This window comes from Pseudomonas paraeruginosa PA7, assembly GCF_000017205.1.
In the GTDB taxonomy this organism is placed as follows: Bacteria; Pseudomonadota; Gammaproteobacteria; order Pseudomonadales; family Pseudomonadaceae; genus Pseudomonas; species Pseudomonas paraeruginosa.
Window position 1 is genome coordinate 239,475 of record NC_009656.1, and the last position, 19,663, is coordinate 259,137.

The 19,663-nt window shown below is 68.2% G+C and carries 15 protein-coding genes; 14 read left to right on the forward strand and 1 reads right to left on the reverse strand.

Annotated features, from left to right (window positions below):
* Positions 1-15 precede the first annotated feature (15 nt).
* From PSPA7_RS01080 to PSPA7_RS01145, 13 genes are all read left to right on the forward strand, one after another.
* The gene (locus PSPA7_RS01080) at positions 16-561 is read left to right on the forward strand and encodes an RNA polymerase sigma factor (protein WP_074197231.1); all 546 of its coding nucleotides are present in this window, start codon (positions 16-18) and stop codon (positions 559-561) included.
* The gene (locus PSPA7_RS01085) at positions 558-1,553 is read left to right on the forward strand and encodes a FecR family protein (RefSeq protein ID WP_011979189.1); all 996 of its coding nucleotides are present in this window, start codon (positions 558-560) and stop codon (positions 1,551-1,553) included. Before PSPA7_RS01080 ends, PSPA7_RS01085 begins: the two co-directional genes overlap by 4 nt.
* 148 nt (positions 1,554-1,701) lie before the next feature.
* Entirely contained in the window at positions 1,702-4,089 is a 2,388-nt protein-coding gene (locus PSPA7_RS01090; protein WP_011979190.1) for a TonB-dependent siderophore receptor, read from the forward strand.
* 182 nt (positions 4,090-4,271) lie between these two features.
* Positions 4,272-5,189 (forward strand): pca operon transcription factor PcaQ, encoded by a 918-nt coding sequence (gene pcaQ, locus PSPA7_RS01095; protein ID WP_003155604.1) that lies wholly within the window; start codon positions 4,272-4,274, stop codon positions 5,187-5,189.
* A 134-nt stretch (positions 5,190-5,323) separates the two neighbouring features.
* Positions 5,324-6,043, forward strand: coding sequence for a protocatechuate 3,4-dioxygenase subunit beta (gene pcaH / locus PSPA7_RS01100; protein WP_003155602.1), 720 nt, complete (start codon positions 5,324-5,326; stop codon positions 6,041-6,043).
* Positions 6,044-6,053: 10 nt separating this feature from the next.
* Entirely contained in the window at positions 6,054-6,659 is a 606-nt protein-coding gene (gene pcaG / locus PSPA7_RS01105) for a protocatechuate 3,4-dioxygenase subunit alpha (RefSeq protein WP_011979191.1), read from the forward strand.
* A 218-nt stretch (positions 6,660-6,877) separates the two neighbouring features.
* Positions 6,878-7,717: an IclR family transcriptional regulator domain-containing protein gene (locus PSPA7_RS01110; RefSeq protein ID WP_003155598.1), complete on the forward strand. Its 840-nt coding sequence runs from the start codon at positions 6,878-6,880 to the stop codon at positions 7,715-7,717.
* A gap of 152 nt (positions 7,718-7,869) precedes the next feature.
* A complete protein-coding gene (locus PSPA7_RS01115; protein ID WP_079262223.1) occupies positions 7,870-9,021 on the forward strand; it encodes an efflux RND transporter periplasmic adaptor subunit in 1,152 nt (383 codons plus the stop codon).
* Positions 9,018-10,088, forward strand: coding sequence for a triclosan efflux RND transporter adaptor protein TriB (gene triB / locus PSPA7_RS01120; RefSeq protein WP_003155781.1), 1,071 nt, complete (start codon positions 9,018-9,020; stop codon positions 10,086-10,088). The genes PSPA7_RS01115 and triB overlap by 4 nt, the downstream gene beginning before the upstream one ends.
* A complete protein-coding gene (triC, locus tag PSPA7_RS01125; RefSeq protein ID WP_011979194.1) occupies positions 10,085-13,132 on the forward strand; it encodes a triclosan efflux RND transporter permease subunit TriC in 3,048 nt (1,015 codons plus the stop codon). The genes triB and triC overlap by 4 nt, the downstream gene beginning before the upstream one ends.
* A 198-nt stretch (positions 13,133-13,330) precedes the next feature.
* The gene (locus PSPA7_RS01130) at positions 13,331-14,269 is read left to right on the forward strand and encodes a LysR family transcriptional regulator (RefSeq protein WP_041025268.1); all 939 of its coding nucleotides are present in this window, start codon (positions 13,331-13,333) and stop codon (positions 14,267-14,269) included.
* A gap of 115 nt (positions 14,270-14,384) precedes the next feature.
* Positions 14,385-14,570 (forward strand): hypothetical protein, encoded by a 186-nt coding sequence (locus tag PSPA7_RS01135; RefSeq protein WP_011979196.1) that lies wholly within the window; start codon positions 14,385-14,387, stop codon positions 14,568-14,570.
* Between the two features lie 585 nt (positions 14,571-15,155).
* Positions 15,156-16,490, forward strand: a complete 1,335-nt coding sequence (locus PSPA7_RS01145) for an OprD family porin (RefSeq protein WP_011979200.1) — start codon at positions 15,156-15,158, stop codon at positions 16,488-16,490.
* Between the two features lie 28 nt (positions 16,491-16,518).
* Here the strand turns inward: PSPA7_RS01145 and PSPA7_RS01150 are convergent, their stop codons facing one another.
* Positions 16,519-17,316 carry an AraC family transcriptional regulator gene (locus PSPA7_RS01150; protein WP_003155775.1) on the reverse strand — a complete coding sequence of 266 codons (798 nt, stop codon included), beginning with the start codon at positions 17,314-17,316 and terminating at the stop codon, positions 16,519-16,521.
* A gap of 77 nt (positions 17,317-17,393) precedes the next feature.
* On the opposite strand from PSPA7_RS01150, the gene PSPA7_RS01155 reads away from it, so the two are divergent.
* Positions 17,394-19,010 carry a gamma-glutamyltransferase family protein gene (locus PSPA7_RS01155; protein ID WP_011979201.1) on the forward strand — a complete coding sequence of 539 codons (1,617 nt, stop codon included), beginning with the start codon at positions 17,394-17,396 and terminating at the stop codon, positions 19,008-19,010.
* The last annotated feature ends 653 nt before the right edge of the window (positions 19,011-19,663 follow it).

A 19,663-nucleotide genomic window follows, 5' to 3' on the forward strand; every position in this document is an offset into this window, starting at 1 on the left:
CCGCGCCCGGATGCCTTGCCGGCAGACGGCGAGGCGGCGCGCCGCGCGGATCTGCTCAAGGCCTTCCTGGCCCAGCGCCAGCGCATGGAAAGCCTGGTCAGGCGCCGGGTCGGCTGCCGGGCGACCGCCGCCGACCTGGTCCAGGAGCTGTTCCTGCGCTTCTGGCGGCGCCCGGCCGCCCCGGTGGAGGAGCTTGGCAGCTATCTGCTGCGCAGCGCGCGCAACCTGGCCATCGACCACTTGCGTGGCGAGGGCTCGCGGCAGCGGCAGCTGGACGACTGGCTGCCGGAGCAACGCCAGGGCGAGCCGGTCGGACCCGAGCAGGCGCTCGAGGCCGGCGACCAGTGGCGGCGGGTCGAAGCCGCTCTGCGCGACCTGCCCGAGCGGACCCGGCGGATCTTCCTGCTCAACCGCATCCATGGCCGCACCTACGCGGAGATCGCCCGGGCCATGCAGTTGTCCCAAAGCGCCGTGGAAAAACATATGATGCGCGCCCTCGACGCCTGCAAGGCGAGCCTGGCCGGCCCGGCCGGCGAGCAGACCCGGAGCGCCCAGCCATGACCCGAACCGACAGCGACGCCGCGCCCTGCGATCCGGCCCTGGAGCAGACCGCCCAGGCCTGGCTGGTGCGCCTGCGCGGCACATCCGACGTGGCCGTCCGGCGGGCTTTCGAGGATTGGCTGGCGCAGCGCCCCGAGCATGCCCAGGCCTACGCCCGCGCCGAGACGCTCTGGCGCCTGACCGAGATGCCGGCGACCCGGCTGGCCCTGGAAGAGGCCGACGCCCTGGAGATCTACCTGCGGCCGCGGCGGGCGCCGCGCAACCCACGGCGCTGGGCTTACCCGCTGGCCAGCGTGGCCTGCCTGCTGGCGATGCTCTGGCTGGGCGGCTGGTGGCAGCCCGGCGACTGGCTGCAGGACTGGCGCGCCGACTATGTCGCGGCGCCGGGGCAGGTCGCCGAATGGAAGCTGGCCGATGGTTCCTACCTGAGCCTGGACGCCGGCAGCGCGGTGCGCGTGCGTATCGACGGTGGCCAGCGGCGGGTCGAACTGCTGCGCGGCGCCGTGGCGTTGCGAGTGAAGCGCGACGCGCTGCCATTCGTGGTCGAGGCCGGCGAGGGCAGGGCGCGGGTGCTGGGCACCGAGTTCGAAGTCCGTCGCGGCGCCAGGGCGACCCGCGTCACCGTGCTGCAAGGGCGGGTCGCGGTGAGCGCCGGCACGGGCGCGGGCGCCGCCGAGGAAGTGCTGGGTGCCGGCCAGCAGGTCGGCTTCGCCGACGGCGAGCTGGGCCGGCCCGTGGCCGTCGACGCCGCCGCCGCGCTGGCCTGGCGCCAGGGCTGGCTGAGCTTCTACCGGCAGCCGCTGGCGGAAGTGCTCGACGAACTCGCTCGCTACTACCCCGGCCGCATTCTCCTGCTCGACGACGCGCTCGGCCGCCAGCCGGTCAGCGGCAGCTTCCGCAGCGACGATCCCGAAGCCGCGCTGAAGTCGCTGCAGGCGGTACTCGGCTATCGCCAGCAGATCCTGTTCGGACGCCTGGTGGTGATCCGCTGACGACGGCCCCGGTCCGTTCGGGTGCCGGAATTTTTCCCGGCGACGAATTTTTTTTGCGCCGCGGGGTGAGGTAAAACCACCGCCGCTTCGTGTAGTGCTCATGACCGCGATTGATTCGCATTGGAAAAGCGACCGACACGAGCAACCCATGACCCCGTTCCCGCGCTTCGCCCTGCATACTCTCCCCGCCCTGTTCCTCAGCCTCGGCTGTCTGGCCGCCACAGCGCAGGCCGCCGAGGCGGTGCGCTACCGCTTCAGCCAGGCCGCCGCGCCGCTGGCGCGGGCGCTCGACGCGTTCAGCCGGGCCAGCGGGCAGACGCTGCTCTACACCGCCGAACTGCCGCCGCAGGCGACCGCGCCGGCGTTGCACGGCTCGTTGGGCGCGGAGGAGGCGCTGCAACGCCTGCTGCAGGGCAGCGGCCTGCGCGCGCGGCGGGTCGACGAGCGGACTTTGACCCTGGAGCCGATCCCCGCCAGCGGCGCGCTCGACCTCGATGCCACCACGGTGTCCGCCGCCGCACCGGCGCAGGGCTACCGGCCGGCGGCCAGCGCCTCGATCAGCCGCGGCGATGCGCCGGTGCTGGAAATCCCCCAGACGATCAGCGTGGTCCCGGCACAGGCGCTACAGGACCAGCGTCCGCGCAACCTTGACGACGCGCTGGGCAACATCAGTGGCATCACCCAGGCCAACACCCTCGGCGGTACCCAGGACGCGGTGATGAAGCGCGGCTTCGGCGACAACCGCGACGGCTCGATCATGCGCGACGGCATGCCCTCGGTGCAGGGCCGCAACTTCACCGCCACCGCCGACCACGTCGAGGTGCTGAAGGGGCCTGCATCCCTGCTCTATGGCATCCAGGACCCGGGCGGGGTGGTCAACGTGGTCAGCAGGAAGCCGCAGTTGCAGCAAGCCAACGCCCTGACCCTGCGCGGCTCGGCCTACGCCCACGGGCGCAACGGCGGCGGCGGCCAGCTGGACTCCACCGGCCCGCTGGGCGACAGCGGACTGGCCTACCGGATGATCCTCGATCATGAGGACGAGGATTACTGGCGCGACTTCGGCAAGAGCCGCGAGACGCTGGTGGCGCCCTCGCTGGCCTGGTACGGCGAGGACACGACGGTCAACCTGAGCTACGAGCACCGCGAGTTCACCACGCCGTTCGACCGCGGCACGGCCATCGACCCGCGCACCAACCGCCCGCTGGACATCCCGCGCAGCCGGCGCCTGGACGAGCCCTTCAACATCACCGAGGGCCGCTCCGACCTGACCCGCCTGGACCTCGAACGCCAGCTCGACGACAGCTGGAAGGCCCACTTCGGCTACGGCTACAGTCGCGAGACCTACGACGACAACCAGGCCCGGGTGATGGCCGTGAACGCCGACGGCACCCTGACCCGGCGCATGGACGGCACCCACGGCGCGGTCAGCAGCGACAGCTTCGCCACCCTCGGCCTGAGCGGCGCGCTGCAACTGGCCGGGATGCGGCACGACCTGCAGTTCGGCATGGACCACGAGAAGCGCAAGATCTTCCGCGCCGACCTGCTGCGCGACAGCAGGACCAGCCGCTTCGACTACCTCGACCCGGTCTATGGCCAGGTGGTGCCGTCGACCCGGGTGGTCGCCGGCGACAGCGACCAGACCGACAAGCTGCGCAGCGACTCGTTGTACTTCCAGGACTCGATCCACCTGGACGACCGCTGGATCCTGGTCGGCGGCGCGCGCTACCAGATCTACGACCAGCTCGCCGGGCGCGGCCGGCCGTTCAACGCCAACACCGACATCAATGGGCAGAAGTGGGTGCCGCGCGGCGGCCTGGTCTATCGCCTGAGCGACGAGGTCTCGCTGTACGGCAGCTACACGCGCTCGTTCAAGCCGAACTCGACCATCGCCCCGCTGAGCACCGGCGAGACCATCGACTCGGCGATCCTGCCGGAGGAGGCGACCTCCTGGGAGCTGGGCGCCAAGCTGGATGTGCCGGGGCGTCTCAGCGGCACCCTGGCGCTGTTCGACATCCGCAAGAAGAACGTGCTGGTCAACGAACTCGACGGCGCCGGCAACAGCAGCGTGCGCGCCGCCGGCCGGGTCCGCTCGCGCGGCCTGGAACTGGACCTCACCGGCCAGCTTAGCGAACGCTGGAGCCTGATCGGCAGCTACGCCTGGCTCGACGCGGAAGTCACCGAGGACCCGACCCTGGAGGGCAAGCGCCTGCAGAACGTGGCGCGCAACACCGCGTCGCTGTCGGCGGTCTACGAACTCGGCGAGGTCCTTGGCGGCGACCGCCTGCGCCTGGGCGGCGGCGCGCGCTACGTCGGCGAACGCCCGGGCGACCCGGGCAATTCCTTCGACCTGCCGTCCTATACCGTGGCCGATGCCTTCGCCAGCTACGACACCCGCTTCGGCGGCCACGGGGTGAAGTTCCAGCTCAACGTGAAGAACCTGTTCGACCGCACCTACTACCCGTCCAGTGCCAATCGCCTGTACGTGGCGATGGGCGAGCCGCGGCAGTTCCAGGTGTCGACGACGGTGGAGTTCTGAGTCGGGGATCCCTCCAGGCGGGGCACCTGGACGACGGGAGGCAGGCCCGCCGCCCTCCCCCCACGCCCTGGCTAGGGAGAGGGATGCGGAGAGCCCCCGGGCACTACCTCGCCAAACGCCACCTCGTCCCCAGCCTGCCCGTTGGGTACCATGCCCGCACCACTCGCCGCCACGGCCGCCCCATGAACCTCGACAACCGCATCAAGTTCCGCCACCTCGCCTGCTTCCTCGAAGTCGCCCGCCAGCGCAGCTTCGCCAAGGCGGCGGACGCCGTGGCGGTGTCGCAGCCGGCGATCTCCAAGACCCTCAAGGAACTGGAGGAAATCCTCGGCGCGCGTCTGTTCGAGCGGAGCAAGGCCGGCGTCGAGCTGACCGAGGCGGGCGTGACCTTCCTGCGCTATGCCGGCCCCTGCGTGCAGGCCCTGCGCGATGGGGTGAACACCCTGCGGGGCCACGAGGCGCAGGTGGAGACGGTGCGCGTCGGCGTGCTCTCGACGGTGGAAAGCCTGGTGGTGCCCGAGGTGCTCCGCCGCCTGCACCGGCGCCACCGCGCGCTGGTGGTCAGCGTCGCCACCGGGCCCAGCGCCTACCTGCTGGCGCAGCTGAAGGTCGGCGAGCTGGACCTGGTGGTCGGGCGGATGACCGACAGCCCGGAAATCCAGGGCCTGACCTTCGAGCACCTGTACAGCGAGTCGATGATGCTGGTGGTGCGCCCCGGCCATCCGTTGCTCGCCGCACCGCTCCGCGACCCGCAGCGGCTGGCCGACTTCCCGCTGGTGCTGCCGCTGGCCGGCACCACCATCCGCCGCCATGCCGACAGCCTGTTCGTGCAGTGTGGCATCCCGCTCGCCGGGCAGCGCCTGGAGACACTCTCGCCGACCCTCAGCCGCAGCTACGTGCTGCGCAGCGAGGCGATCTGGGTGGCGCCGCGCGACGCGGTGCGCCTGGACGTCGGCAACGGCGAGCTGGTCGAACTGGACCTGGGCATCCGCGAGCCGGGCGGTTCGGTCGGGCTGTGTCACAACGCGGCCCTGCCATTGCCGCTGGGGGCGCAGTGGTTCAGCGTGGTGCTGCGCGAGGTGGCCGCCGAGCTGCACTGATTTCGCATAACCAAACGGTTATGTGTCTGGCCGGATAATTCACTGTCCCCGTCCCGCTTCCTGCGCAAGACTTCCCTCTCCATGCCTGAATCCACAAGCCTGGCGACCGACAATGCGAATAACAGGAGCCTGACATGCACGACGCCGAGAATCGTCGTTTCGTCATCCGTGACCGAAACTGGCACCCCAAAGCGCTGACCCCCGACTACAAGACCTCCGTGCCGCGCTCGCCGAGCCAGGCGCTGGTGAGCATTCCGCAATCGCTCTCGGAAACCAGCGGGCCGGACTTCTCCCATCTCAAGCTGGGCCGTCACGACAACGACCTGCTGCTCAACTTCGACCACGGCGGCCTGCCCCAGGGCGAGCGGATCATCATGTTCGGCCGGGTCTTCGACCAGTACGGCAAGCCGGTCCCGCATACCCTGGTGGAGATGTGGCAGGCCAACGCCGGCGGACGCTACCGGCACAAGAACGACCGCTACCTGGCGCCGCTCGATCCGAACTTCGGCGGTGTCGGCCGGACCCTCACCGACAGCGAGGGCAACTACTACTTCCGCACCATCAAGCCCGGTCCCTATCCCTGGCGCAACGGCCCCAACGACTGGCGTCCGGCGCACATCCACGTGTCCGTGAGCGGCCCGGCGATCGCCACACGGCTGATCACCCAGATGTACTTCGAGGGCGACCCGCTGATCCCCAGGTGCCCGATCATCCGTACCCTTGCCGACCCGGAGGCGGCGCAGAGCCTGATCGGCCGGCTCGACATGAGCATGGCCAATCCGATGGATTGCCTGGCCTACCGCTTCGACATCGTCCTGCGCGGGCAGCGCAGGACCTTCTTCGAGAACGCCTGAGGAGCCGACCATGAGCCACGAACTGCTGCGGGAAACCCCTTCCCAGACCGCCGGCCCCTACGTCCACATCGGCCTGGCGCTGGCCGCCGCCGGCAACCCGACCCGCGACCTGGAGATCTGGAACCGCATGGCCCGCGAGGACGCGCCGGGCCAGCACATCCTCCTGCTCGGCCACGTCTACGACGGCAACGGCCACCTGGTCCGCGATTCCTTCCTGGAGTTCTGGCAGGCCGACAGCGAGGGCCGCTACCAGGAACGCTACGACCCGGAACAGCCCTTCAACAGCTTCGGCCGCACCGCCACCACCTTCGACGCCGGCGAGTGGACGCTGCACACGGTCAAGCCGGGGGTCGTGCGCAATGCCCAGGGCGTACCGATGGCGCCGCACATCAACGTGGCGCTGTTCGCCCGCGGCATCAACATCCACCTGCAGACCCGCCTGTACTTCGACGACGAGGCCGAGGCCAACGCCGCCTGCCCGGTGCTCAACCTGATCGAGCAGGCGCCGCGGCGGGACACCCTGGTGGCGCGGCGCTGCGAGGTGAACGGGCAGCTCGCCTACCGCTTCGACATCCGTATCCAGGGCGATAACGAGACGGTGTTCTTCGACTTCTAGCGGTACCGGTCGCGCGCAGGACGCGCGGGGGAGGAGAGGCGCCCTTGCCGGAGCGGCAAGGGCGTTACCCAGAACCCGCCGATGGGTACCTGACATTACTCCCGGAGGGCGATGGGTAGCCCGACAGTACTACAGTCGGAGCCACCAGGGTCAATTGCGATTACCGCACAACTGTTCGATAATCGGCTCGTTTACCCGTGAAGCGAGCGCAAATGTCCATGAGCGAACATCCGGAACATCCCGCCACCCTGGCGCCGCCGAGCGTTCTCTCGCCGGCCAGGCGCATCGCGGCCTTCACCGGCGATCCCAACTTCATGACCTCGCTGGCCCGCGGCCTGGCGGTGATCCATGCGTTCCAGGAACGCAAGCGGCACCTGACCATCGCCCAGATCAGCCACCGCACCGAGATTCCTCGCGCCGCCGTGCGCCGCTGCCTGCATACGCTGATGCAGCTCGGCTACGCGACCACCGACGGGCGCACCTACTCGCTGTTGCCGAAGGTGCTCACCCTGGGTCACGCCTACCTGTCCTCGACGCCGCTGGCGATCACCGCGCAGCCGATCCTCGACCGCCTCAGCGAGCAGCTCCACGAAGCCTGTTCGATGGCCACCCTGGAAGGCGACGACGTGCTCTACATCGCTCGCTCGGCGACGCCGCAGCGGCTGATCTCGGTGGACCTCAACGTCGGCAGCCGGCTGCCCGCCTACTGCACCTCGATGGGGCGCATCCTCCTCGCCGCGCTGGACGACGACGCGCTGCACGGCTACCTCGGCGAGGTGGAGATGCAGGCCAAGACCAGCCGCACCCTCTATACCCCGGATACCCTGTTGCCGTGCCTGATGGATATCCGTCGCCAGGGTTGGTGCATCGTCGACCAGGAGCTGGAGGTCGGCCTGCGCTCGCTGGCGGTGCCGGTGCGCGATTCCGCCGGCCACGTACTCGCCGCGCTGAACGTCGGCACCCATGCCGGCCGGGTTTCCCGCGCCGAGCTGGAAAACCGCTTCCTGCCGTTGTTGCTGGAGGCCAGCCGCGAGTTGAGCGCGCGCCTGTTCAGCTGACGCCTGTAGCGAACCCCTCCACAAGTTTGGAAAAGGAACCCCCGCTTCCATCTGATAGTCGCAATCCTTGGGGACGCGGCTAGAATCCCTGCCAATTCTGGGAGTTTCCGGCCGGTTCGGCCGGTATCTGTATGGATCGCGAAGGGGAAGGCATGTCAGACGCCAGAGGCGCTTTTCATTGCAAACGTCACTGGCCACGGATGGCGCTGCCCGCCATCCTGTGCGCCAGCCTGCTGGCCGGCTGCGGCGCCGAGCCGCCTACCGAGGAACGCACCCGCGTGCTGGCGCAGACGGTGAAGCTGGCCGAGTTCGCCTCGGCCACCTCGATCACCGGCGACATCCAGGCGCGGGTGCAGGCCGACCAGTCGTTCCGCGTCGGCGGCAAGATCGTCGAGCGCCTGGTCGATGTCGGCGACCACGTCGCGGCTGGCCAGGTGCTGGCGCGGCTCGACCCGCAGGACCAGCGCAGCAACGTGGAGAACGCCCAGGCGGCGGTCGCCGCGCAGCAGGCGCAATCGAAGCTCGCCGACCTCAACTATCGGCGGCAGAAGGCGCTGCTGCCCAAGGGCTACACCAGCCAGAGCGAGTACGACCAGGCGCTGGCCTCGGTGCGCAGCGCGCAGAGTTCGCTGAAGGCCGCCCAGGCGCAGTTGGCCAACGCCCGCGACCTGCTTTCCTACACCGAGCTGCGGGCCTCCGACGCCGGGGTGATCACCGCCCGCCAGGCCGAGGTCGGCCAGGTGGTGCAGGCCACCGTGCCGATCTTCACCCTGGCCCGCGACGGCGAGCGCGACGCGGTGTTCAACGTCTACGAATCGCTGTTCAGCCACGACGTCGAGGGCCAGCGGATCAGCGTCAGCCTGCTCGGCAGGCCGGAGGTCACCGCCAGCGGCAAGGTCCGCGAGATCACCCCGACGGTGGACGAGCGCAGCGGCACGCTGAAGGTCAAGGTCGGCCTCGACGCGGTGCCGGCGGAAATGACCCTCGGCAGCGTGGTCAATGCCAGCGTCGCCGCGCCGGCGCAGCACAGCGTGGTACTGCCCTGGTCGGCGCTGTCCAAGCTCGGCTCCCAGCCGGCGGTGTGGCTGCTCGACCAGGAGCGCAAGGCGCGCCTGCAACCGGTACGGGTGGCGCGCTACGCCAGCGAGAAGGTGGTCATCGCCAGCGGCCTGGAGGCCGGTCAGACGGTGGTCACCGTCGGCGGCCAGCTGCTGCACCCGGGGCAGGTGGTCGAGGTCGCGCAGCCGCCGCAGCCGACCCAGACCACCGCCAGCCGTGACGCCCTCGGTGGAGGCCAGCCATGAAGCCGGTTGTCCTCGCCAGCCTGTTCGGCTGCGCCCTGTTGCTCTCCGCCTGCGGCGACGAGCAACCCTCGGCGCCGCCGCGACCGGTGCTCTCGGTGACCGTGAAGACCCTGAAGAACGATGACCTCGGCCGCTTCGCCGGAAGCATCCAGGCGCGCTACGAGAGCGTGCTCGGCTTTCGCACCAATGGACGGATCGCCTCGCGCCTGTTCGACGTCGGTGACTTCGTCGGCAAGGGCGCGCTGCTGGCGACCCTCGACCCCACCGACCAGCAGAACCAGCTGCGCGCCAGCCAGGGCGACCTGGCCAGCGCCGAGGCGCAGCTGATCGACGCCCAGGCCAATGCCCGGCGCCAGGAAGAACTGTTCGCCCGCAGCGTCACCGCCCAGGCGCGTCTGGACGACGCGCGGACCCGCCTGAAGACCAGCCAGGCCAGCTTCGACCAGGCCAAAGCGGCGCTGCAGCAGGCCAGGGACCAGCTTTCCTACACACGCCTGGTGACCGACTTCGACGGTGTCATCACCACCTGGCATGCCGAGGCCGGGCAAGTGGTCAGCGCCGGCCAGGCGGTGGTCACCCTGGCCCGGCCCGAGGTGCGCGAGGCGGTCTTCGATCTGCCCACCGAGGTCGCCGAGAGCCTTCCGGCCGACGCGCGCTTCCTGGTCAGCGCCCAGCTCGACCCGCAGGCCAGGACCACCGGCAGCATCCGCGAGCTGGGCCCGCAGGCCGACGCCTCGACCCGCACCCGCCGCGTGCGCCTGAGCCTGGCGCAGACGCCGGAGGCGTTCCGCCTCGGTTCGACCATCCAGGTCCAGCTGAGCAGCGCCGGTAGCGTGCGCAGCGTACTGCCGGCCAGCGTGCTGCTGGAGCGCGACGGCAAGACCCAGGTCTGGGTGATCGATGCGAAGCAGTCCAGCGTGGCCCTGCGCGAGGTACAGGTGCTCAGCCGCGACGAACGCCAGGTGGTGATCGGCCGCGGCCTGGTCGATGGAGACCGGGTGGTCAGAGCCGGGGTCAACAGCCTCGAGCCCGGGCAGAAGATCAAACTCGACGAGGATGCGCGATGAAGGGCGGTTTCAACCTGTCGGACTGGGCCCTGCGCCACCAGTCGCTGGTCTGGTACCTGATGGCGGTATCGCTGGTGATGGGTGTGTTCTCCTACCTCAACCTGGGCCGCGAGGAAGACCCCTCGTTCGCCATCAAGACCATGGTCATCCAGACCCGCTGGCCGGGCGCCACGGTGGACGACACCCTGGAGCAGGTCACCGACCGCATCGAGAAGAAGCTCGAGGAGCTGGACTCGCTGGACTACGTGAAGAGCTACACGCGGCCCGGCGAATCGACGGTCTTCGTCTACCTCAAGGACACCACCAAGGCCGGCGACATCCCGGACATCTGGTACCAGGTACGCAAGAAAATCTCCGATATCCAGGGCGAATTCCCCCAGGGCATCCAGGGGCCGGGTTTCAACGACGAGTTCGGCGACGTCTTCGGCAGCGTCTACGCCTTCACCGCCGACGGCCTGGACTTCCGCCAACTGCGCGACTACGTGGAGAAGGTGCGCCTGGACATCCGCTCGGTGAAGGACCTGGGCAAGGTGCAGATGATCGGCGCGCAGGACGAAGTCATCTACCTCAATTTCTCCACCCGCAAGCTGGCCGCCCTCGGTCTCGACCAGCGCCAGGTGGTGCAGAGCCTGCAGGCGCAGAACGCGGTGACCCCCTCGGGGGTGGTCGAGGCCGGCCCCGAGCGCATCTCGGTGCGCACTTCCGGCAACTTCCGTTCGGAAAAGGACCTGCAGGCCATCAACCTGCGGGTCAATGAGCGCTTCTACCGGCTGTCCGACCTGGCCAGCATCAGCCGCGACTTCGTCGATCCGCCGACCTCGCTGTTCCGCTACAAGGGCGAGCCGGCCATCGGCCTGGCGGTGGCGATGAAGGAGGGCGGCAACATCCTCGAGTTCGGCGAGGCGCTGAACGCGCGCATGCAGGAGATCACCGGCGAGCTGCCGGTGGGGGTCGGCGTGCACCAGGTGTCGAACCAGGCGCAGGTGGTGAAGAAGGCCGTCGGCGGCTTCACCCAGGCGCTGTTCGAGGCGGTGGTGATCGTCCTCATCGTCAGCTTCGTCAGTCTCGGCCTGCGCGCCGGGCTGGTGGTGGCCTGCTCGATTCCGCTGGTGCTGGCGATGGTCTTCGTGTTCATGGAGTACACCGACATCACCATGCAGCGGGTTTCCCTCGGCGCGCTGATCATCGCCCTCGGCCTGCTGGTGGACGACGCCATGATCACCGTGGAGATGATGATCACCCGCTTAGAGCTGGGCGATTCGCTGCACGACTCGGCGACCTACGCCTACACCTCGACGGCCTTCCCGATGCTCACCGGGACCCTGGTGACGGTGGCCGGCTTCGTGCCCATCGGGCTCAACGCCAGCTCCGCCGGCGAATACACCTTCACCCTGTTCGCGGTGATCGCCGTGGCCCTGCTGCTGTCGTGGATCGTCGCGGTGCTGTTCGCCCCGGTGATCGCCGTGCACATCCTGCCCAAGACCCTCAAGCACAAGTCGGAGCAGAAGAAGAGCCGCATCGCCGAGCGTTTCGACAGCCTGCTGCACCTGGCGATGCGCCGGCGCTGGACGACCATCTTCCTCACCGCGCTGCTGTTCGGCGTGTCGCTGTTCCTGATGAAGTTCGTCCAGCACCAGTTCTTCCCGTCTTCCGACCGGCCGGAACTGCTGGTCGACCTCAACCTGCCGCAGAACAGCAGCATCCACGAGACCCGGGCGGTGATGGACCGCCTGGAAGCGACGCTGAAGGACGACGAGGACATCGATCACTGGAGCGCCTACGTCGGCGAGGGCGCGATCCGCTTCTACCTGCCGCTGGACCAGCAGTTACAGAACAACTTCTATGGCCAGCTGGTGATCGTCACCAAGGACCTGGAAGCCCGCGAGCGCGTCGCCACCCGCCTGCGCGAACGGCTGCGCAAGGACTACGTCGGTATCAGCACCTACGTGCAGCCGCTGGAGATGGGGCCGCCGGTGGGTCGGCCGATCCAGTACCGGGTCAGCGGGCCGCAGATCGACAAGGTCCGCGAATACGCCATGGGCCTGGCCGGGGTGCTCGACGGCAACCCGAACATCGGCGATATCGTCTACGACTGGAACGAGCCCGGGAAGATGCTCAAGATCGACATCGCCCAGGACAAGGCGCGCCAGCTCGGGCTGTCCTCCGAGGACGTGGCGCAGATCATGAACAGCGTGGTGACCGGTAGCGCGGTGACCCAGGTGCGCGACGACATCTACCTGGTCAACGTCATCGGCCGCGCCGAGGACAGCGAGCGTGGCTCGCTGGAGACCCTGGAGAGCCTGCAGATCGTCACGCCCAGCGGCACCTCGATCCCGCTCAAGGCGTTCGCCAAGGTCAGCTACGAGCTGGAGCAGCCGCTGGTGTGGCGCCGCGACCGCAAGCCGACGATCACCGTGAAGGCGTCCTTGCGTGGCGAGATCCAGCCCACCGACCTGGTCGCCCGCCTGGCCCCGGAGGTCAGGCGCTTCGCCGACGGCCTGCCGGCCAACTACCGGATCGAGGTGGGCGGCACGGTGGAGGAGAGCGGCAAGGCCGAGGGCCCGATCGCCAAGGTGGTGCCGCTGATGCTGTTCCTCATGGCGACCTTCCTGATGATCCAGCTGCAGAGCGTGCAGAAGCTGTTCCTGGTGGCCAGCGTCGCGCCGCTGGGGCTGATCGGGGTGGTCGCGGCGTTGCTGCCGACCGGCACGCCGATGGGCTTCGTGGCGATCCTCGGGATCCTCGCGCTGATCGGCATCATCATCCGCAATTCGGTGATCCTGGTGACCCAGATCGATGCCTTCGAGAAGGACGGCAAGACGCCCTGGGAAGCGGTGCTGGAAGCCACCCACCACCGCACCCGGCCGATCCTGCTGACCGCGGCGGCGGCCAGCCTGGGGATGATCCCCATCGCCCGCGAGGTGTTCTGGGGACCGATGGCCTATGCGATGATCGGCGGCATCGTCGCCGCCACGCTGCTCACGCTGATCTTCCTGCCGGCGCTGTACGTCGCCTGGTACCGGATTCCGGAGCCGGGACGCTGAGCGCGGCGGAGAGGGAAAGGGGCGTCGCCGTAGCAGAGTCTGTGCGGGGGGAAGGAAGGCGGGCGGCGGGTGGGCCATCCGCCCCGACGCCGGGCAGGGTATGCCCGGCGTTGCTACGGCGACGAGGGCCAGTATAGGCAGCCCGGCGCCGCGGAAAATCCGACCAATTTACGAATCTGTTTTGCAACCGAGGTAACAGTGGACACATTGCAAGGCATGCGCGTGTTCGCCAGGGTGGTCGACAGCGGCAGCTTCACCTCCGCCGCCCAGGCCCTGGACCTGTCCACCGCGCAGGTGTCGCGGCTGATCTCCGACCTGGAGGCGCACCTGCAGACGCGCCTGCTGCACCGCACCACCCGGCGCCTGGCCCTGACCGAGGCCGGCGAACGCTACCTGGAGCGCTGCCGGGCGATCCTCGCGGACATCGAGGTCGCCGAGGCCGAGGCCAGCGGTGCGCACATCCGCCCCTGCGGACGCCTGCGCGTGCAGTCGCTGATGGGCCTGGGGCAGCACCACCTGGTGCCGATGATCGCCCGCTACGGCGCGCTGTTCCCCGACGTGGTGATCGAGCTGACCCTGTCCCAGCGCAACCCGGACATGCTCGAGGAAGGCCAGGACGTGCTGATCACCGGCGAGCGCCAGTTGCCCGACTCGGAGTTCGTCGCCCAGCGCCTGGGCAGTATCCACAGCGTGCTCTGCGCCAGCCCCGGCTACCTGCAGCAACGCGGAGTGCCGCGTTCGGTGGATGAACTGGAGCAGCATGTCTGCCTGCGCCTGCAGGACCCGGCCTATCCGGAGGGCTGGCTCTTCGTCGACGAGCAGGGCGAGCGCACCGTCAGCCCGCAGAACACCTTCATGGTCAATGTCGCCGAGGTCATGGCCCAGGCGGCCAGGGCCGGTCTGGGCATCGCCCTGCTGCCCAGCTACGTGGCCGCCCCGGCGCTGCGCAACGGCGAGCTGCGGCGGGTGATGCCCGGCCACACCATGCATGAACGGACCATCTATGCGCTGTATCCGTCGCGGCGCTACCTGGACGCAAAGATCCGTACCTGGGTCGACCTGTTGCAACAGGAATTGCCCCAGGCATTCGCTCGCGACGAAACCACCATGCAAAGTTCAAGTTACTGGGCGCAATGAGGGATTATTGTTATTGAGGTAATACTCTCTCGTCTGTTTGGCTATTTTTCCGACCATGGCGGTTAACTAATATGGCTCCCGTCCCAAGTGAAAAGGGTGTCATCGGAGACCCGCCATGAATCGCCAGATCCTTGCTGCCGCCGTACTCAGTCTGTTTTCCCTCGCATTTTCCCAGGTCGGTTTCGCCGAAGAGTCCTCGCTGATGACCAACCGCATGGTCGACGCCAACCAGCAGGCCATCGAGCACCAGCAGGAACTGTCCGCCTCCGCCGCGCCGGCCGAGACCCGCCGCGACTCCTGATCCAGTGCATGGCGCCGGGCGCGCCATGGCTTCCCCCGGGTACTCGGGAAGCGTGAGCCTGGGTACCCTGTCCTTGCGCCGCATACGATATGCGGCGTTTTTTTTGCCTTTCCGAGCGCCCGGATAATTCTTGCAAAATATGTAAAGGACTTTCGTTTGATAGCGGGGTTTTTCCAATAATGGCGGAAAAATATAATCGGGCCAGCTCAATGGATAATTATCGCCGGCTGTAGACGATTATCCGTTCTGTTTGCCTCGATCTCGCCAACCGAAGAGCGGGACGTGAAAAACATGATGCCCGATGAGTCGAAGAGACTTTCCATAGAAGAGTCCGACTGCGTTCCAACCGGTTTCCAGTGTCCGGTACATACACTGGAAAGACTTCCCGACGCCGAACCTTGATTGCTCCTATTCGACGTCTTCTCAAGGCCGCTGCTACCAGCGGCCTTTTTTTTCGGGTTGCGCCCGCCTGGGCGCCCCGTGGGAGCGATCGCCCGCGCGACGCCGCCAGAAGCGCCGCCGGAAACACCACAACACCTTTCCGGCCCTGCCGGATTTCAACACGCTGTAAAAGGAGCAACCGCAATGAGGAATCTGTTCGCCTTGACGCCATTGGCGCTGGCGCTGTTCAGCGCGCCTGGCGCCTGGGCCGATGAGGGGGAAGCCGAAGAAGGCTTCATCGAAGGCTCCAGCCTCCAATTGCTGACCCGCAACTACTACTTCAACCATGACCGCCGGCACGCCTCCGGGCACGACAGCAAGGAATGGGCGCAAGGCTTCATCGCCACCTTCCAGTCCGGCTATACGCCCGGCGTGGTCGGTTTCGGCGTCGACGCCTACGGCATGCTCGGGCTGAAGCTCGACGGCGGCGGCGGTACCGGCGGCACCAGCATCCTGCCGATCACCGCGCCGAGCAAGGAAGGCTACGAGTCCGGCAAGGCACCCGACGAATTCTCCAGCGGCGGCGCGGCGCTGAAGATCCGCGCCTTCGACACCGAGCTGAAGCTGGGCGACCAGTTCCTCGGCAACCCGGTGGTCGCCGGCGGCGAGTCGCGCATGCTGCCGCAGACCTTCCGTGGCGTGAGCCTGACCAACAACAGTTTCGAGGACCTGACCCTCACGGCTGGCCAGGTCAGTTTCACCAAGTACTACAACCAGAGTGGCCACCGTCGCCTCGGCTCGTACTACGGCGAACTGCCGGGCGACCGCGACAGCCATCACCTCAGCTGGCTGGGCGGCACCTGGGGCGGCATCGAGGGCTTCACCAGCAGCCTGTACGCCGCCGAACTGCAGAACGTCTGGAAGCAGTACTACGCCGACGTCGACTACACCTACGAGATCGACGAGGACTGGTCGCTGAATCCCGGCGCGCATTACTACAAGACCGTCGACAGCGGCGACTCGCTGCTCGGCCGGATCGACAACAACACCTACAGCCTGCATTTCGCGGTCGGCTACAGGCAGCACACCGTCACCGCGGTGCTGCAGAAGGTCAACGGCAACACGCCGTTCGACTACATCAACCAGGGCGACAGCATCTTCCTCGACAACTCGCAGCAGTATTCCGACTTCAACGGCCCCAACGAGAAGTCCTGGAAGCTGCAATACGACTACGATTTCGTCGCCCTCGGCATGCCCGGCCTGACCGCTTCGGCTTCCTACTCGCGCGGCAAGCTGGACCTGACCCGGGTCGATCCGGACAGCCCCGGCTACGGCGGCTGGTACAGCGCCGACGGCAACAACGCCAAGCACTGGGAACGTGACCTCGACCTGCAGTACGTGGTCCAGGGCGGTCCGGCCAAGGACCTCTCGCTGCGCCTGCGCTGGGCGACCCATCGTGGCACCGGCGGCTACAGCGCGGTGGACAACGACATCGACGAGTACCGGGTGATCGTCGACTACCCCGTCGACGTGTTCTGAGCCCGGCGCGCCGGGCCTCTCGCCGGGCTCAGCGCTGCCTGAACAGCTCGCCGGGCGTGAAGCCGAAGAGTCCCTTGAAGGCGGCGATGTAGGCCGAGGTCGAGTCGTAGCCGCTGTCCAGGGCGGCGCCGGTGACGCTGTCGCCGGCCTCCAGCGCGTTGAGCGAGGCGAGCAGGCGCTGGCGCTGGCGCCAGAGCCGGTAGTTCATCCCGGTCTCGCGCTGGAACAGGCGCGACAGGGTCTTTTCCGAGGTGCCCAGGCGCTGCGCCCAGTCGCCCATGGTCAGGCTCTGGGTCGGTTCGTCGATCAGTGCCTGGCACAGCCGCAGCAGGCGCGGCTCGCGCGGCATCGGCAGGGAGAAGGCGACCTCCGGCAGCAGCCGCAGCTGGTCCAGCAGCACCTGCACCAGCCGCGACTCGGCGCTGTCGCCCTCCGGGTAGTCCACCGGCAGTTCGCAGAAACTCTTGATCAGCTCGCGCGCCAGCGGCGTCACCTCCAGCACCCGGCAGCGCGTGGGCGCCCAGGCGCAGGCGTCGCCACGGATGTACAGGCTGCGCATCTCGGCGCGGGTGGAGGTGACCACCTCGTGTTCCAGTTGTGCCGGAATCCAGATCGCCCGTTGCGGCGGGGCGAAGAAGCTGCCTTCGGCGGTATGCACGCCGAGCACGCCGCTGATGGCGTAGGAAAGTTGCACCCAGGCGTGGTGATGGCGCGAGGTCCAGGAACCGGCGCGCAGGCTTTCCGCGCGCGCATAGACTGGTCGTGGCAGGCGTGCGAGGCGGGGAATGGGGCGGTGGAGTTCCGCAGGCTGTCCGTTCATCGTCATGACTTGGCGTCGTGTCGCTAGTCGGCAGAGTCTGGCAGGGCTAACCTGCCGCCTCAAGTTTCCCGGAGCCCACGCCGATGCTCGACTTCTCCGCCCACGCGCTTCCCTACGCCTCGCAACGTTCGCCGGTCCATGCCCGCCGTGGCATGGTCGCCACCTCGCAGCCGCAGGCGGCGCAGGTCGGGCTGGAGATATTGCGCCGTGGTGGCAACGCCATCGACGCGGCGATCGCCACCGCCGCCGCGCTGACGGTGGTCGAGCCGACCGGCTGCGGCATCGGCGGCGATGCCTTCGCCCTGGTCTGGACCCGCGGCCGCCTGCACGGCCTGGACGCCAGCGGGCGCGCGCCGGGCCTGCTCGACCGCGAGCGGGTGCGCGCTGCCGGTCATGACAGGATGCCGCTGTACGGCTGGACCCCGGTCACCGTGCCGGGTTGCCCGGCGGCCTGGGCCGAACTGTCGCGGCGCTTCGGCAAATTGCCGTTCGGGCAGTTGCTGCAACCGGCGATCGAGCTGGCCCGCGACGGTTTCCCGGTCTCGCCGGTGATCGCCCGCCTGTGGCAGGGCGGCCTGGACAAGTTCCGCGCGGCGCTGCCGCAACGGCCCGAGCTGCGGGCCTGGTTCGACGAGTTCCTCATCGACGGTCGGGCGCCGCGCGCCGGCGAGGTGTTCCGCCAGCCGGGGCAGGCCGACACCCTGGACGAGCTGGCGCGCAGCCAGTGCGAAAGCTTCTACCGCGGCGAACTGGCCAGGACCATCGCCGGCCACGCCGAGCACAGCGGCGGCTACCTGCGCCTGGACGACCTGGCTGGCTACCGGGCGCAGTGGGTCGAACCGATCGCGCTGAACTACCGTGGCTACGACGTCTGGGAGATCCCGCCGAGCGGCCAGGGCCTGATCGCCCTGATGACCCTGAACATCCTCAAGGGCTTCGAGTTCGGCGAGCGCGATTGCGCGCAGACCTGGCACCGCCAGCTGGAGGCGATGAAGCTGGCCTATGTCGATGGCCTGCACTACATCAGCCAGCCGCGGTCGATGCGGGTCTCGGTCGAGGAACTGCTGCACGAGGACTACGCCGCCAGCCGCCGCGCGCTGATCGGCGCGCACGCGCTCGACCCCACGCCCGGCCAGCCGAAGCCGGGCGGCACGGTGTATCTGGCCTGCGGCGACGAGGAGGGCAACCTGGTCTCGTTCATCCAGAGCAACTACCACGGCTTCGGCTCCGGCGTGGTGGTGCCCGGCACCGGCATCGCCTTGCAGAACCGCGGCGCCGAGTTCAGCCTCGACCCGGACCACGTGAATTGCCTGGAGCCGGGCAAGCAGACCTTCCACACCATCATCCCCGGTTTCCTCAGCAAGGACGGCATACCGCTCGGCCCGTTCGGCGTGATGGGCGCCTACATGCAGCCGCAGGGCCACGTGCAGATGGTGATGAACCTGGTGGACTTCGGCCTCAACCCCCAGGCCGCCCTCGACGCGCCGCGCTGGCAGTGGCTGGGCGGGCTGCGCGTCGGCATCGAGCACGCCGCGCCGCGCGCGCTGGCGACGGAGCTGGCGCAGCGTGGGCACCAGGTGGAGATCGCCTACGACTCGACCAGCTACGGGCGCGGCCAGATCGTCCTGCGTGACCCGGCCAGCGGCGTGCTCTGTGGCGGCACCGAGCCGCGCACCGACTCGCAGATCGCGGTGTGGTGAGGGACTCATGTGGGGGAGGCGGGCAGACCCGTCCGGCGGATAACGCCCGGGGCGCATCCGCTCTGCGGATGGCGAAACAGGAAGTCCCGGTGGGCATGAGAAGCAGCCAGGCTACGCGGTGCTCACGCGCGCTCCGCTACGCAACATCGAGGGTGTCATGACATTGGAGCCTTGCCGGCCCTGGCGAATCTATCCCCGGGCGTCCCGAAACCCGACGAAAAGCCCCATTCGGGGATGAATTCCGCCCGCCGTCTCTGGCATCATCCGCGCCGCTTCTCGCCCGTCTGCCGGGGCGGCGATGTGTAGAAACACCACGCACTTTTTTGTGTACAAAAGTCTGCTGATTCTTTTTGTCACAAATCGTTTTTGTGTATCCAGTTTTCTTCGCGCTGCCCACCCAAAGTCGAGCACGCCCCTCCCGGCCACGCACCAGCGCAAGGCAAAAGCTGTCCTTGGGGTCAGGTTTTTGCCGTCGTAGAGAGGTTGGAGGCACTTCGCCGCCTTTGTCCAAAACACTGAAAAAACAGGCGTTCCCTTCGCCGCAGGAAACCCGGCGAAGCGTCCGCGCCGTCTTGGCTTCGTTCTTGCTATCCATGGCGAGGCCTGACCGCTCGGACAGGTTCGCCCACTAGAAAAAAAGCTATCCACTCCAG

Bases quoted from the DNA above. Each gene is read 5' to 3' on its own strand.
- PSPA7_RS01085 (WP_011979189.1), top strand. From the start codon at position 558: ATGACCCGAACCGACAGCGACGCCGCGCCCTGCGATCCGGCCCTGGAG.
- pcaG (WP_011979191.1), top strand. From the start codon at position 6,054: ATGAGCCACGAACTGCTGCGGGAAACCCCTTCCCAGACCGCCGGCCCC.
- PSPA7_RS01110 (WP_003155598.1), top strand. From the start codon at position 6,878: ATGAGCGAACATCCGGAACATCCCGCCACCCTGGCGCCGCCGAGCGTT.
- triB (WP_003155781.1), top strand. From the start codon at position 9,018: ATGAAGCCGGTTGTCCTCGCCAGCCTGTTCGGCTGCGCCCTGTTGCTC.
- PSPA7_RS01145 (WP_011979200.1), top strand. From the start codon at position 15,156: ATGAGGAATCTGTTCGCCTTGACGCCATTGGCGCTGGCGCTGTTCAGC.
- pcaH (WP_003155602.1), top strand. From the start codon at position 5,324: ATGCACGACGCCGAGAATCGTCGTTTCGTCATCCGTGACCGAAACTGG.
- PSPA7_RS01150 (WP_003155775.1), bottom strand. From the start codon at position 17,316: ATGACGATGAACGGACAGCCTGCGGAACTCCACCGCCCCATTCCCCGC.
- triC (WP_011979194.1), top strand. From the start codon at position 10,085: ATGAAGGGCGGTTTCAACCTGTCGGACTGGGCCCTGCGCCACCAGTCG.
- PSPA7_RS01155 (WP_011979201.1), top strand. From the start codon at position 17,394: ATGCTCGACTTCTCCGCCCACGCGCTTCCCTACGCCTCGCAACGTTCG.
- pcaQ (WP_003155604.1), top strand. From the start codon at position 4,272: ATGAACCTCGACAACCGCATCAAGTTCCGCCACCTCGCCTGCTTCCTC.
- PSPA7_RS01135 (WP_011979196.1), top strand. From the start codon at position 14,385: ATGAATCGCCAGATCCTTGCTGCCGCCGTACTCAGTCTGTTTTCCCTC.
- PSPA7_RS01115 (WP_079262223.1), top strand. From the start codon at position 7,870: ATGTCAGACGCCAGAGGCGCTTTTCATTGCAAACGTCACTGGCCACGG.
- PSPA7_RS01090 (WP_011979190.1), top strand. From the start codon at position 1,702: ATGACCCCGTTCCCGCGCTTCGCCCTGCATACTCTCCCCGCCCTGTTC.